Source organism: Thalassolituus marinus (assembly GCF_020320395.1).
GTDB lineage: Bacteria > Pseudomonadota > Gammaproteobacteria > Pseudomonadales > Oceanobacteraceae > Venatoribacter > Venatoribacter marinus.
In genome coordinates this window covers 33,731-47,821 of the sequence record NZ_JAEDAH010000088.1, presented here as the reverse complement: position 1 = coordinate 47,821, position 14,091 = coordinate 33,731, and the positions used below count along the sequence as shown (strand labels likewise).

Annotated in this window: 11 protein-coding genes; 4 read left to right on the top strand and 7 right to left on the bottom strand. The window is 52.6% G+C overall.

What is annotated here, in order from left to right:
* Positions 1-103 precede the first annotated feature (103 nt).
* Both fabA and I9W95_RS13235 read left to right on the top strand, forming a co-directional pair.
* The gene (gene fabA, locus I9W95_RS13240) at positions 104-619 is read left to right on the top strand and encodes a 3-hydroxyacyl-[acyl-carrier-protein] dehydratase FabA (RefSeq protein WP_225675659.1); all 516 of its coding nucleotides are present in this window, start codon (positions 104-106) and stop codon (positions 617-619) included.
* Positions 620-831: 212 nt separating this feature from the next.
* On the top strand, positions 832-1,356 hold the full coding sequence (locus I9W95_RS13235) for an acyl-CoA thioesterase (protein WP_225675657.1): 525 nt from the start codon (positions 832-834) through the stop codon (positions 1,354-1,356).
* Positions 1,357-1,420: 64 nt separating this feature from the next.
* On the opposite strand, the gene greA is transcribed toward I9W95_RS13235, so the two are convergent.
* The 3 genes from greA to carA are packed head-to-tail and all read right to left on the bottom strand — an operon-like array spanning position 1,421 to position 6,306.
* Entirely contained in the window at positions 1,421-1,897 is a 477-nt protein-coding gene (gene greA, locus I9W95_RS13230; protein WP_225675655.1) for a transcription elongation factor GreA, read from the bottom strand.
* A gap of 28 nt (positions 1,898-1,925) precedes the next feature.
* Complete coding sequence (gene carB / locus I9W95_RS13225; RefSeq protein WP_225675652.1) at positions 1,926-5,141, bottom strand: carbamoyl-phosphate synthase large subunit; 3,216 nt, start codon at positions 5,139-5,141, stop codon at positions 1,926-1,928.
* Positions 5,142-5,157: 16 nt separating this feature from the next.
* Positions 5,158-6,306, bottom strand: coding sequence for a glutamine-hydrolyzing carbamoyl-phosphate synthase small subunit (gene carA, locus I9W95_RS13220; RefSeq protein WP_225675650.1), 1,149 nt, complete (start codon positions 6,304-6,306; stop codon positions 5,158-5,160).
* Between the two features lie 511 nt (positions 6,307-6,817).
* On the opposite strand from carA, the gene I9W95_RS13215 reads away from it, so the two are divergent.
* Complete coding sequence (locus I9W95_RS13215) at positions 6,818-7,426, top strand: TetR/AcrR family transcriptional regulator (protein ID WP_225675648.1); 609 nt, start codon at positions 6,818-6,820, stop codon at positions 7,424-7,426.
* Positions 7,427-7,481: 55 nt separating this feature from the next.
* Here I9W95_RS13215 and dapB read toward each other — a convergent pair whose 3' ends face one another.
* The 4 genes from dapB to grpE form a co-directional block, all read right to left on the bottom strand.
* Positions 7,482-8,285: a 4-hydroxy-tetrahydrodipicolinate reductase gene (gene dapB / locus I9W95_RS13210; RefSeq protein ID WP_225675646.1), complete on the bottom strand. Its 804-nt coding sequence runs from the start codon at positions 8,283-8,285 to the stop codon at positions 7,482-7,484.
* A 123-nt stretch (positions 8,286-8,408) separates the two neighbouring features.
* Positions 8,409-9,533 (bottom strand): molecular chaperone DnaJ, encoded by a 1,125-nt coding sequence (dnaJ, locus tag I9W95_RS13205; protein ID WP_225675644.1) that lies wholly within the window; start codon positions 9,531-9,533, stop codon positions 8,409-8,411.
* Positions 9,534-9,648: 115 nt separating this feature from the next.
* The gene (dnaK, locus tag I9W95_RS13200; RefSeq protein WP_225675642.1) at positions 9,649-11,565 is read right to left on the bottom strand and encodes a molecular chaperone DnaK; all 1,917 of its coding nucleotides are present in this window, start codon (positions 11,563-11,565) and stop codon (positions 9,649-9,651) included.
* Positions 11,566-11,679: 114 nt separating this feature from the next.
* Positions 11,680-12,261, bottom strand: a complete 582-nt coding sequence (gene grpE, locus I9W95_RS13195; protein WP_225675640.1) for a nucleotide exchange factor GrpE — start codon at positions 12,259-12,261, stop codon at positions 11,680-11,682.
* A 146-nt stretch (positions 12,262-12,407) separates the two neighbouring features.
* On the opposite strand from grpE, the gene recN reads away from it, so the two are divergent.
* Positions 12,408-14,078 (top strand): DNA repair protein RecN, encoded by a 1,671-nt coding sequence (gene recN / locus I9W95_RS13190; protein ID WP_225675638.1) that lies wholly within the window; start codon positions 12,408-12,410, stop codon positions 14,076-14,078.
* Positions 14,079-14,091: the final 13 nt, after the last annotated feature.

The window sequence follows — 14,091 nt, the reverse complement described above, 5'->3', positions numbered from 1 at the left end:
CATTTGTTCCCCCAGTTCAAAAAACCTTCATTAGCCAACCCAGTGCAAATATGTCACTGTGCAGGCATACTCACTACTGACAGATAAAAAGACAGAGGATCGCATGACCCGCCAAAGCAGTTACACCCGCGAAGAATTACTGGCCTGTGGCCGTGGCGAATTATTTGGCGAAGGCAACGCCCGTCTGCCACTGCCTAACATGCTGATGATGGATCGTATTACCCTCATCGCAGATGAAGGTGGTAAGTACGGCAAAGGCGAAATCGTTGCAGAGCTCGATATCAACCCGGACCTGTGGTTCTTCGCCTGTCACTTTGAAAGCGACCCGGTAATGCCTGGCTGTCTGGGTCTGGATGCCATGTGGCAGCTGGTTGGTTTCTACCTCGGCTGGCGTGGCAACCCAGGACGCGGCCGTGCACTGGGCAGCGGCGAAGTGAAATTCCGTGGCCAGGTACTGCCAACAGCGAAAACGGTTACTTACCGCATCAGCATTAAACGCGTAATGGAACAGAAGCTGGTAATGGGCATCGCCGATGCCGTTATGGAAGTGGACGGCAAAGAAATTTATTGGGCAAATGACCTGCGCGTTGGTCTGTTCACCTCAACCGAAGACTTCTGATCAAATATCGGACAGTATCGTCATATTTGTCCTGTTTCATGCAAAGAAGCACCACGATGGTGCTTCTTTTTTTCATTTTAAGTCATCAATAATCCGTTAGAATACGCCCCTGTTAGCCCTCATACCCCAGGCCATCACCCGGCCCGGAAATGACATTCCCAACCAGCCGATACACGGGCAAAACCCGATTCTGGTTCAGAGGTAAAAGCGCAATGCAAAGTATTCAAACCGAGATGACTGAACTGGTCACTCCGGATATGGCCAATTTTTCAGGGAAGATGCACGGCGGCGAGTTACTGAAACTGCTCGATAAGGTCGCCTACACCTGCGCAATGCGCTACAGCGGTTTTTACGCCGTAACCCTGTCTGTGGACAACGTACTTTTCAAAGAGCCTATTTATATCGGAGAGCTGATCAGCTTTCTGGCGACGGTTAACTTTACCGGCAACACCTCGATGGAAATTGGCATCAAGGTCGTTGCTGAAAACATCAAGAATAAAACCGTACGCCATACTCACTCCTGTTACTTCACTATGGTGGCGATGGGTGATGAAGGCCGACCAGTAAAAGTACCGAAGCTGGAACTGCGTGACGAAGATCAGATTCGTCGCTGGAATAAAGCCCTTAAGCGTCGCGAAGCTCAACGCAAACTGCAGGCCATGCTCAAGGCGATTGAACAGGATGACGACAGCGATGATTTCGATTTTGACGACCTGCCGCTGATTCCGTGTCCTTAAACACTAAACAACGGCCATAAAAAAACCGCGCAAAGCGCGGTTTTTTTATGGCTGATACTTAAGATCAGAGGTGCTGAACCTCATCAATTTCGTATTCAACAACGCCACTCGGAACCTTAACAGCAACCACATCACCCTCTTCTTTACCAATCAGCGCACGCGCAATTGGTGAAGACACAGAGATACGATTGTTTTTAATATCCGCTTCATCATCACCCACAACTTTGTACGTAACGCTTTCGTCCGTATCAAGATTGATGATGGTTACAGTGGTACCGAAAATCACTTTCCCCGTATGAGGAATAGCTTTGATATCGATAACCTGAGCGTTAGACAGCTTGCCTTCAATTTCCTGAATACGGCCTTCAATAAAACCCTGCTGTTCACGCGCAGCGTGATATTCAGCATTTTCTTTCAGGTCACCGTGTTCACGGGCCTCTGCAATTGAAGCAATCACAGTGGGACGCTCAACAGTTTTCAGGTGCAGCAGCTCGTCTCGCAGAGCTTTTTCACCTTCAACTGTCATTGGAAACTTCTGCATTTCACTCTCCTGTTAATTAACACGCGACTTATACAGTCGCGTGTAATTCCTGCAGACGACGAACTTCTTTCAGACCTTCTGAACGCAGTGCTTCAACAACAGCTTCTGCACCCGCCAGCGTGGTGGTGTAGTAAACCTTGTGCTGCAGCGCGCTGCGACGAATATCCGCTGAATCAGAAATCGCCTGTGGACCTTCTGTCGTGTTAACGATCAGAGAGATCTCATCGTTTTTAATCATGTCGACGATGTGAGGACGACCTTCAGTCACTTTATTCACACGCTCAACAGCAACGCCTGCTTCCTGCAGCACCTTACAGGTACCTGCGGTAGACACCAGGCTGAAACCACATTCGATCAGACCCTTAGCCATAGCCACTACGCCCTGCTTGTCAGCGTCACGCACAGAGACGAAGGCAGTACCGCTGGTTGGCAGACCCGCACCGGCACCCAGCTGAGCTTTGAAGAAAGCCTCACCAAAGGTTGCACCTGCGCCCATCACCTCACCGGTGGATTTCATTTCAGGGCCCAGAATCGGATCCACAGTCGGGAATTTATTGAACGGGAATACCGCTTCTTTCACCGAGTAGTAAGATGGAATGACTTCACTGGTAAAGCCCAGTTCAGCCAGAGTCTTACCGGTCATCACCTTGGCTGCAATCGCCGCCAGAGAGGTACCGATACACTTGGACACGAACGGTACAGTACGGGATGCACGAGGGTTAACCTCAATCACGTAGATTTCACCATCCTGCCAGGCCAGCTGGGTATTCATCAGACCGACAACACCCAGTTCTTTTGCCATGGCTGCAACCTGCTCACGCATCTGATCCTGCACGTCTTTCGGCAGGCTGTATGGTGGCAGAGAGCATGCGGAGTCACCGGAGTGGATACCCGCCTGTTCGATGTGCTGCATGATGCCGCCGATCACAACCTGCTCGCCATCACAGATAGCGTCGATATCGACTTCTACTGCGCGATCGAGGAAGTAATCCAGCAGAACCGGAGAATCGTTGGATACCTTAACGGCTTCGGTCATGTAACGACGCAGTGCAGTCTCATCGTTAACAATTTCCATCGCACGGCCACCCAGTACGTAGGAAGGACGCACAACCAGCGGGTAACCGATTTCAGCTGCTTTCACCACCGCTTCCTCAGCGGAAGTTACGGTCGCATTCTGAGGCTGCTTCAGGCCCAGACGCTGAATCATCTGCTGGAAGCGCTCACGGTCTTCCGCACGGTCAATCGCTTCCGGAGAGGTACCAATGATAGGCACACCGGCAGATTCCAGTTCGTCGGCCAGTTTCAGTGGCGTCTGGCCACCGTACTGTACGATCACACCTTTTGGCTGCTCTTTGTCGACGATTTCCAGCACGTCTTCCAGGGTTACTGGCTCGAAGTACAGACGATCGGAGGTGTCATAGTCGGTGGATACGGTTTCCGGGTTACAGTTAACCATGATGGCTTCGTAACCTTCTTCCTTCGCCGCCAGTGCTGCGTGTACACAGCAGTAGTCGAACTCGATACCCTGACCAATACGGTTAGGACCACCACCCAGAACGATGATTTTTTCACGATCGCTTGGATTCGCTTCACACTCTTCCTCATAGGTTGAGTACATGTAAGCGGTATCGGTGGCAAATTCAGCCGCACAGGTATCCACACGTTTGTAAACCGGACGCACGCCCAGCTTCTGACGGTGCTTACGGAATGACTTCTCAGTGATACCCAGCAGTTCAGACAGGCGCGCGTCAGAGAAACCCTTACGCTTCAGACGGAAGACGGTATCGTAGTCCATCGCTGCCAGGCTCAGCTCAGCAACGCGCTGCTCGTCTTTCACCAGATCTTCGATCTGCACCAGGAACCAGCGGTCAATCTTGGTGTAGTTGAATACATCTTCAACGGTCATACCCAGACGGAAAGCATCGGCAACGTACCAGATACGTTCAGCTTGTGGCGTTACCAGCTGTGCAATCACAGTGTCACGAGCCGTTGCGTCAGCCGGATCCACTTTAGGGTCGAAGCCAGTCGCACCAACTTCCAGACCACGCAGAGCTTTCTGCAGGGATTCCTGCTGAGTACGGCCAATCGCCATCACCTCACCAACAGATTTCATCTGAGTGGTCAGACGACCATCAGCCTGTGGGAATTTTTCGAAGGTGAAACGAGGAATCTTGGTCACAACGTAATCGATGGACGGTTCGAACGACGCCGGGGTTGCACCGCCAGTAATGTCATTCTGCAGTTCATCCAGGGTGTAACCCACTGCCAGCTTGGCCGCTACTTTCGCAATCGGGAAACCGGTTGCTTTGGATGCCAGTGCAGAAGAACGGGATACACGTGGGTTCATCTCGATCACGACCATACGGCCAGTGTTCGGGCAGATACCGAACTGCACGTTAGAACCACCGGTTTCTACGCCGATTTCACGCAGTACCGCCAGAGAGGCGTCACGCATGATCTGATATTCTTTGTCAGTCAGAGTCTGAGCAGGCGCCACAGTGATGGAGTCACCAGTGTGGACACCCATCGGATCGAAGTTTTCGATAGAACAGATGATGATGCAGTTGTCGTTCTTATCACGCACAACTTCCATCTCGTACTCTTTCCAACCGATCAGGGATTCGTCGATCAGCAGTTCATTGGTTGGAGACAGGTCCAGACCACGAGTACAGATTTCTTCAAACTCTTCTTTGTTGTAAGCAATACCGCCACCGGAACCACCCATGGTGAAGGATGGACGGATGATGCAAGGGAAACCCAGAGTTTTCTGAACTTCACGAGCTTCTTCCATGCTGTGCGCGATACCAGCACGAGGACATTCCAGACCAATCGCTTTCATGGCTTTGTCAAAGCGATCACGGTCTTCTGCCTTGTCGATAGTGTCGGCATTAGCACCGATCATCTCAACGCCGAACTCTTTCAGTACGCCAGCGGATTCCAGACCCAGCGCACAGTTCAGTGCAGTCTGGCCACCCATGGTAGGCAGCAGCGCATCAGGGCGTTCTTTTTCGATGATTTTGGCAACCGCTTCCACTGTGATTGGCTCGATGTAAGTGGCATCGGCCATGGATGGGTCAGTCATAATGGTGGCTGGGTTAGAGTTCACCAGAATTACACGGAAGCCTTCTTCACGCAGGGCTTTACAAGCCTGGGCACCGGAGTAGTCAAACTCACAGGCCTGACCGATAACAATCGGGCCAGCGCCGATAATCAAAATACTTTGTATGTCAGTACGTTTTGGCATAACTCAGTCAGTCCTGTTATTGGCCAGCTTTGGCGGCTGTCATCAGATCAATAAAACGGTCGAACAGTGGGGCTACGTCTTTCGGGCCCGGGCTGGCTTCAGGGTGACCCTGGAAGCTGAACGCTGGCTTATCAGTACGTGCGATACCCTGCAGAGTGCCGTCGAACAGTGACTTGTGGGTAGCTTTCAGAGTGGCTGGCAGCGTTGCTTCATCAACCGCGAAACCGTGGTTCTGAGAAGTAATCATTACCTTACCGCTTTCCAGATCCTGTACCGGGTGGTTACCACCGTGGTGACCATGTGGCATCTTCACAGTTTTTGCACCGGAAGCCAGCGCCAGCAGCTGGTGACCCAGGCAGATACCAAACACAGGGATATTGGTTTCCAGAACTTCCTGGATAGCCTTAATGGCGTAACCACATGGCTCCGGGTCGCCAGGGCCGTTAGACAGGAACACACCATCGGGATTCATTGCCAGAACGTCGGCTGCCGGTGTCTGTGCAGGCACAACCGTCAGATCACAACCACGCTCAGCCAGCAGGCGCAGAATATTACGTTTTACACCGAAGTCATAAGCAACGACTTTGAATTTCGCGTCAGTCAGCTGACCGTAACCCTGACCCAGAACCCAGTCAGACTCAGTCCATTTGTAGGATTCTTTGACAGTCACTTCTTTCGCCAGATCCATGCCCTTCAGACCAGGGAAACTCTTGGCTTCAGCGATGGCCTTAGCCACGCTCTCTTCAGAGTGCGCATCAGCGGCGGCGATCAGACAACCATTCAGAGAGCCTTTCTCACGCAGAATGCGGGTCAGGCGACGGGTATCAATATCGGCAATACCCAGAATATTGCGCTGTTGCAGGTAGGCATCGAGAGCCTGTTCGCTGCGGAAGTTGGAAGCAACCAGTGGCAGGTCGCGAATGATCAGGCCTTTGGCATGAATGCCATCAGACTCTTCATCTTCGCTGTTGGTACCGTAGTTACCAATATGTGGATAGGTTAAGGTAACAATCTGGTTGGCATAGGATGGATCGGTCAGGATCTCCTGGTAACCGGTCATAGAGGTGTTAAACACGACCTCTCCTACGGACAGACCTTCAGCACCAATACTGGTACCTTTGAAGATGCTGCCGTCCTCAAGCGCTAGAATGGCTGGCGTAGACAAAGCTATATCCCCGAACAAAGAACAAACTGCGAGTTCGGCACCGGTAAGAAGGGACTCTGCAGTCGTAAAAAAGCGGAATGGCGACTAAGAGACTCCATCCCGCTTCATTTCGTGCTGATTCCGGCGGCAAAAAAAGGCCGCTCCGGTGCGTACTTAAACTAACCCTAAATGATACTGAAAACAGGGTCTTATGTCCATTGAACTTACCGCCAGATTGTTCCTTTATGCCCAGCTCGCCTCCACCACCAGAAAAAGTCAGGAATAACTCACACTTTGAGGCCAAACCCGACTCTTTACAGTCTGTTACGCTTGGTTACATACAAAATAACACTTAATATCACTTCACTCAGCCGCCATTGCAGCTTTTCATGTCTTACTGAGAAGGTAATCTACTAACAAGCCCGTTTGTAGTGCACATTATTCTCAGAGAGAGCTGTCATTTTCACCCTGCGGTGGGTGCTGAAAAGCAACAGATCGGAATAAGAAAGAAAAGAGCCAGAGAGGTTTGCTCATGCCTGTAGCCGTAGATGGTCGTCGTCGCCTGCAACCGGAAGAACGGAAACGCCTGTTACTCACCAAGGCGGTAGAAGTTTTTGCCAACCGGGGCATTGGTCGTGGCGGTCACACTGAGATTGCTGAAATTGGCGGTGTCTCCGTCGCCACTGTATTTAACTACTTCAAAACCCGTGAAGCCCTGGTAGAAGCCGTGCTGAGCGAAGTGGAAAGCTATCTGCTGAGCCTGGCAGAGTCGGTGTACGCCGAAGTAGATAATCCGATGGAAGCTATCTTCACTCACATGAAAGCCTTTATGCAGGCCTGTGAAGACAACCCGAACTACATTAAAGTCTGGCTGGAATGGAGCGCCTCAGTGCGTGACGAGACCTGGCCGAGCTACATTGATTTCCAGAACAAGCTGCTGGATATCATCACCAAGCAGATCGATAAAGGCATCAAGACCGGCGTTCTGGAGCAGGGACTGGCACCGCGTGAACGCGCTCGCTGGGCTCTGGGTAACGCCCAGATGCTGGTATCCATGATCTTTGACCCCGCCGGCAAACCGCGCGGCATGGAGAAAATGGTCGAACGCGGCCTGCACCATATGCTGGGCGTCAAAGCCTGACAGCAGCCACAAAAAAGCCGCTCATTGAGCGGCTTTTTTGTAGTCAGCAACGAACTCAGAAGCCGAGTACGTCCTGCATGTCGTACAGACCGTTTGGCTGCTCGTACACCCACAGCGCCGCGCGCACAGCACCTTTGGCAAATGTCATACGGCTCTGTGCCTTATGAGTGACCTCAACACGCTCGCCTTCGGTGGCAAACATGACCGTGTGATCGCCAACAACATCACCACCACGAATGGTTTCGAAACCAATCTGCTTCTGCGGACGCGCACCTGTGTAGCCTTCACGGCCGTACACTGCCACTTCCTTCAGGTCCCAGCCCAGTGTTTCAGCAACGACTTCACCCATACGCAGCGCAGTGCCGGATGGCGCATCGACTTTGTGACGATGGTGCATTTCAACCACTTCAATATCACTGTCTTCACCCATCACCGAGGCCGCCATACGCAGCAGGTTCAGACACAGATTCACACCGACAGAATAGTTAGGCGCGAACACGATACCCATATCGCCAGCAGCGACTTTCATCTCGTCTTTCTGCTCATCGGTCAGACCCGTAGTGCCAATAACAATGCTCTTGCCATTAGCGCGGCACAGTTCGATGTTGGCCATGGTCGCGGCCGGAGCAGTGAAATCAATCAGTACATCGAACTGATCCACTACATCAGCCAGACTGGTGGTTGCAGCGACATTCAGCGCCTTCCCCATACCTGCGATAGCGCCGGCATCGACACCCGCCATCGGGTCATCAGCCAGCACCACAGCAGCACCGAGTTCAGCTTTTTCTGCTGCACATACAGCTTCAATCAGGACGCGGCCCATACGGCCTGCAGCACCAGTAATTGCAATACGAGTCATGAATCTGTCCAGATAAAATCAAAAACGGCGCCTAGGATACCCAATTACACCGCCGATAGGAAAACAAAGCCGGCCGGGATTTTCATCCGGGCCGGCTCGTTTAGTAATTACCCCAAAGAGGAATTACATATCTTCGAAGAACTTCTTAACACCTTCGAACCAGCTCTTCTTCTGTGGCGAATGTTTTTCACCAGTCAGTGAAGCCTGGAACTGCATCAGCAGCTCTTTCTGTTCGCTGGTCAGGTTAACAGGTGTTTCTACCTGCACGCGGCAAAGCAGATCACCAGCCGGACCACCACGTACCGGGGTTACCCCTTTACCACGCAGACGGAACAGCTTACCGCTCTGGGTTTCTGCCGGAATCTTCAGTTTCACCCGACCATCCAGTGTCGGTACTTCCAGCTCTCCGCCCAACGCCGCATCAACAATACTGATTGGCACGTCGCAGTAGAGGTTACGACCGTCACGATGGAACAGGTTGTGCTCACGCACACTGACCTGAACGTACAGATCACCGGCTGGGCCACCCATGGATCCCGCTTCACCCTCACCCGCCAGGCGGATGCGGTCACCGGTATCAACACCCGCCGGAATTTTCACCGACAGAGTTTTCGTTTCTTCTTTTACGCCACGGCCATGACAGCTGTTACACGGATCTTCAATGATCGTGCCCTGACCACGACAGCTCGGACAGGTCTGCTGCACAGAGAAGAAACCCTGTTGCATACGGATCTGGCCCTGGCCATGACAGGTCGTACAGGTTTTAGGCGTCGTTCCGGGCTTGGCACCAGAGCCATCACAGGTCTCACACGACACCAGTGTTGGAATACGGATTTTCTTCTCAACACCGCGCACCGCTTCTTCCAGCGACAATTCCAGCGTGTAACGCAGATCGGAACCGCGTTGCGGGCCACCACGGGAACCGCCACGACCACCACCGCCGCCAAAAATATCGCCGAATACATCGCCGAAAATATCGCTGAAGTTAGCGCCACCGCCACCGCCAAAACCACCGGCCTGACCGTCTACGCCGGCATGACCGTACTGATCGTAGGCTGCACGCTTCTGCTCATCACCCAGTACTTCGTAGGCTTCGGTCGCTTCCTTAAACTTGGCATCAGCATCTTTATCATCCGGGTTGCGATCCGGGTGATATTTCATCGCCAGCTTGCGATAGGCCTTTTTCAGGTCTTTCTGCTCAACGTCACGGCTGACACCGAGGACTTCGTAATAATCTCGTTTAGACATAGGCTTTTGCGTTCATTCACGTAGTCATTTTCTAAACAGATAAGCGCGACCCAGGCCGCGCTTATCTGTACATCAGACAATGGGTCTGACGTCCGACGTCTGACGTCCGACGCAATTACTTGTCTTTTACTTCTTCGAACTCAGCATCTACAACGTCATCATCCTGACCGCCAGCTGCCTGTTCAGCACCTTCGGCACCAGCCTGCTGAGCCTGCGCCTGTTCAGCATACAGACGCTGAGCCAGAGAGCTGGACGCTTCAGTCAGAGCGTTGGTTTTCGCTTCGATCTCTTCTTTGTCAGTACCTTTCAGAGCCACTTCGAGGTCAGCAATCGCTGCTTCGATAGCGGTTTTCTCTTCGTCAGTTACCTTGTCTTTGGCATCTTCCAGAGTCTTCTTGGTTGCGTGAACCAGGCCATCAGCGGTGTTACGCGCCTGTACCAGCTCTTCGAACTGACGGTCAGCTTCTGCGTTAGCTTCCGCATCGTTAACCATTTTCTCGATCTCTTCATCGCTCAGACCAGAAGAAGCCTTAATAACGATGGACTGCTCTTTACCGGTTGCCTTGTCTTTCGCGCTTACGTTCAGAATACCGTTAGCATCGATATCGAAGGTTACTTCGATCTGTGGCATACCACGTGGAGCTGGCGGAATATCGGCCAGGTCAAAACGACCCAGAGATTTATTCTGCGCAGCCTGCTTACGTTCACCCTGAACCACGTGAATGGTTACTGCAGTCTGGTTGTCATCAGCTGTAGAGAACACCTGAGATTTCTTGGTAGGAATCGTGGTGTTTTTCTCAATAACCGCAGTAGCAACGCCACCCATGGTTTCGATACCCAGAGTCAGCGGGGTAACGTCCAGCAGCAGTACGTCTTTCACGTCGCCAGACAGAACCGCGCCCTGTACCGCAGCACCAACCGCTACAGCTTCATCCGGGTTAACGTCTTTACGTGGCTCTTTACCGAAGAAGTCAGCAACTTCTTTCTGCACCATTGGCATACGGGTCTGACCGCCTACCAGAATTACTTCGTCAATTTCACCAGCGCTCAGGCCAGCATCTTTCAGTGCGATGCGGCATGGCTCCAGAGAACGCTGTACCAGTTCTTCCACCAGAGACTCCAGCTTAGCGCGGGTCACTTTAACGTTCAGGTGCTTAGGACCAGTTGCATCTGCAGTAATGTACGGCAGGTTAACGTCAGTCTGCTGTGAAGAAGACAGCTCAACCTTGGCTTTTTCTGCCGCTTCTTTCAGACGCTGCAGAGCCAGCGGATCGTTATGCAGGTCGATACCGCTTTCTTTCTTGAATTCTGCTGCCAGATACTCGATCAGACGCAGGTCAAAGTCTTCACCACCCAGGAAGGTGTCACCGTTGGTAGCCAGTACTTCGAATTGCTTCTCACCGTCAACGTCAGCTACTTCGATGATGGAGATATCGAACGTACCACCACCCAGGTCGTATACCGCGATGGTACGGTCGCCGGATTCTTTATCCATACCGTAGGCCAGAGCCGCTGCGGTTGGTTCGTTAATGATACGTTTTACTTCCAGACCCGCGATCTTACCGGCATCTTTGGTCGCCTGACGCTGCGCATCGTTGAAGTAAGCAGGTACAGTAATTACCGCTTCAGTGACCGCTTCACCCAGGTAATCTTCTGCAGTTTTCTTCATTTTCTTCAGAACTTCTGCAGACACCTGTGGTGGTGCCATTTTGTTGCCTTTCGCTTCAACCCATGCGTCACCGTTGTCGGCCGCTACGATTTTGTAAGGCACCATAGAGATGTCTTTCTGAACCACGTCGTCTTTAAAGCGACGACCAATCAGACGCTTAACGGCGAACAGAGTGTTGTTCGGGTTAGTCACTGCCTGACGTTTTGCAGACTGACCTACCAGCACTTCGTCGTCGGTGTATGCGATGATGGACGGGGTAGTACGATCACCTTCAGAGTTTTCGATAACCCGGGTCTTCTCGCCATCCATGATGGCTACACAGGAGTTAGTTGTGCCCAGGTCGATACCAATAATCTTACCCATGTCTTGAATCCTCATGTTTGCAGTACAACTGCGTGAACATTAAAACCGTTGTATTTGTGTTGCTTTCTATATAAGTCCGGGGAAACAGCTTTCAAGGCCCGGATGCAATTTAATTCAGGCGTTTTCGTTGATCGTAGGTGCGCCTTTACTCACCATCACCATTGCCGGGCGCAACAAACGACCCTGCAGGGTGTAACCTTTCTGCATGACAGCAATGACAGTGTTCGGCGCTACATCGCCGTTTTCCACCATCGACATTGCCTGATGCAGTTCCGGATCGAACGGCTGACTAACCGGATCGACCACTTCTACCTTAAATTTCGCCAGACCTGACAACAGGCCTGACAGTGTCATTTCGACACCTTCGCGAATCGCCTGAGTTGCTTCGTCTCCGGCAGTAAAAGCCGCCAGAGCACGCTCCAGGTTATCCACTGTACCCACCATTTCGTTGGCGAATTTCTCAACACCAAACTTATGGGCCTTCTCGACGTCTGCTTCCGCGCGGCGGCGAACGTTCTGCATTTCTGCCTGCAGGCGCAGCATCTGTTCTTTCAGGTCTGCAATTTCCTGAGTCGCGGCAGCCAGTGCATCACCCTGCGCGTCGCCGGAATCAGCAGCTTCGGCCTCAGCACTTGCTTCAGTTTCCGCTTCTACCTGCTCGTGCAGCTCTTCCTGTACTTTTTGCTCGTCCGACATCTGTCTTTCCTCGGTCAATATCATTGCAACTGGCCTCTATCTGGGGGCGTTATCATGGGTTTCAAGGGCTTTTTTCAAGATTCTCTTGACAGAGTCGGATACTGTATATAAAAACACTGTATATACATTCAGATATGGAGTATCCAATGCTGGCACATCTGTCCATTCATCAGTTTGCGCTCGTCGACCACCTGGAGCTGGAGCTGCACCAGGGAATGTCCGTCATCACCGGTGAGACCGGTGCTGGTAAGTCCATTATGCTGGACGCTCTGGGTCTGACACTGGGTGATCGCGCTGATGCCGAATGTATACGTCGTGGCGCCGACAAAGCCGAAATTGCCGCCACCTTCACCAGTAACGAACGAGCCAGCCTGTGGTTACAACAGCGTGATATTCCCGCCGACCACGACGGCATTATCCTGCGCCGCGTGGTGTCTGCCGAAGGCCGCTCGCGCGGCTACATTAACGGCCGTCCGGCTTCTGCCAGCGACCTGCGTGACATCGGCCAGTTACTGATTGAAATTCACTCCCAGCACGCCCATCAGCGTCTGCTGCAGAAAGATACCCCGCGCCAGCTGATTGACGCCTTTGGTGGCCTGCAACTGCAGGCCGATGAAGTCAGCCTGGTATGGGAAGAATGGCAGCAGGCGGCCCGTCGCCTGGCGCGCCTGCAGGAAGAAAGTGCCGAAATTACCGCCCAACGCCAGCTGCTGACCTATCAGGTGGAAGAGCTGCGTCAGCTGGCACCCGGCGATACCGAACTGGATGAACTGGAAGCTGAACATAAACGTCTGGCTAACGCCGAAAACATGCTGCTTAACGGTCAGTATGCACTCGCCGCCAGCAGCGGTGACGACTCCGGCGAACTGGCTGCTATGCAGCTGACACACCAGGCCATGACGCGCCTGGACAATATCGACGACCAGCACCCACTACTGAACGAAGCGCGCGAGTTGCTGCAGCAGGCACATATTCAGCTGGAAGAAGCAGGCCATTCCTTACAGCGCTACCTTGACATGGTAGACATCAATCCACACCGACTGCAGCAGGTTGAAAGCCGTCTGAGTGATCTTTACAGCATGGCTCGCAAACACCATATATCACCATCCGCCCTGCCCGATTACTGGAAAGAGCAGGAAGCTGCACTGGCTGAGCTGAACCTCAGCGACGATGATCTGGAAGCGCTGCAACAACAAGCAGTACAACTGGAACAGGAATATCAGGCAGTGGCCAGCAACCTCAGCCAGCAACGTCAGGCGGCTGCAGCGCGTATGGATACTCAGGTAGAAGAACATTTTGAAGCACTGGCTCTGGGCCGGGCGCGCTTCGTTACCCAGATTGAAACCGACAGCACAAAAGCCAGCCGTCATGGTATCGACCGCATTGGATTCTACGTACAGACCAACCCAGGTATGCCAGCAGGCCCGCTGGCGAAGGTCGCTTCAGGTGGGGAGCTGGCACGCATCAGTCTGGCCATTCAGGTGGTTACTGCCGCAGTGTGTGATACGCCAAGCCTGATCTTCGATGAAGTTGACGTTGGTATCGGCGGCGGTACTGCCGAACGGGTTGGTCGTTTGCTACGCACCCTGGGTAAAGACAGCCAGGTGCTGTGTGTTACGCACCAGCCGCAGGTCGCAGCTCAGGCCCATAACCATTACCAGGTGAGTAAAATCAGCGGTGACAGCGCCACCCATACGCAACTGCGCCAGCTGAACGACAAACAGCGCTCAGAAGAGATAGCTCGTATGCTGGGCGGTGTGGATATTACTCAGCAAACCCTGGCCCATGCACAGGAAATGCTGTCACTGGTGCGCTGAATATATCCGCCAG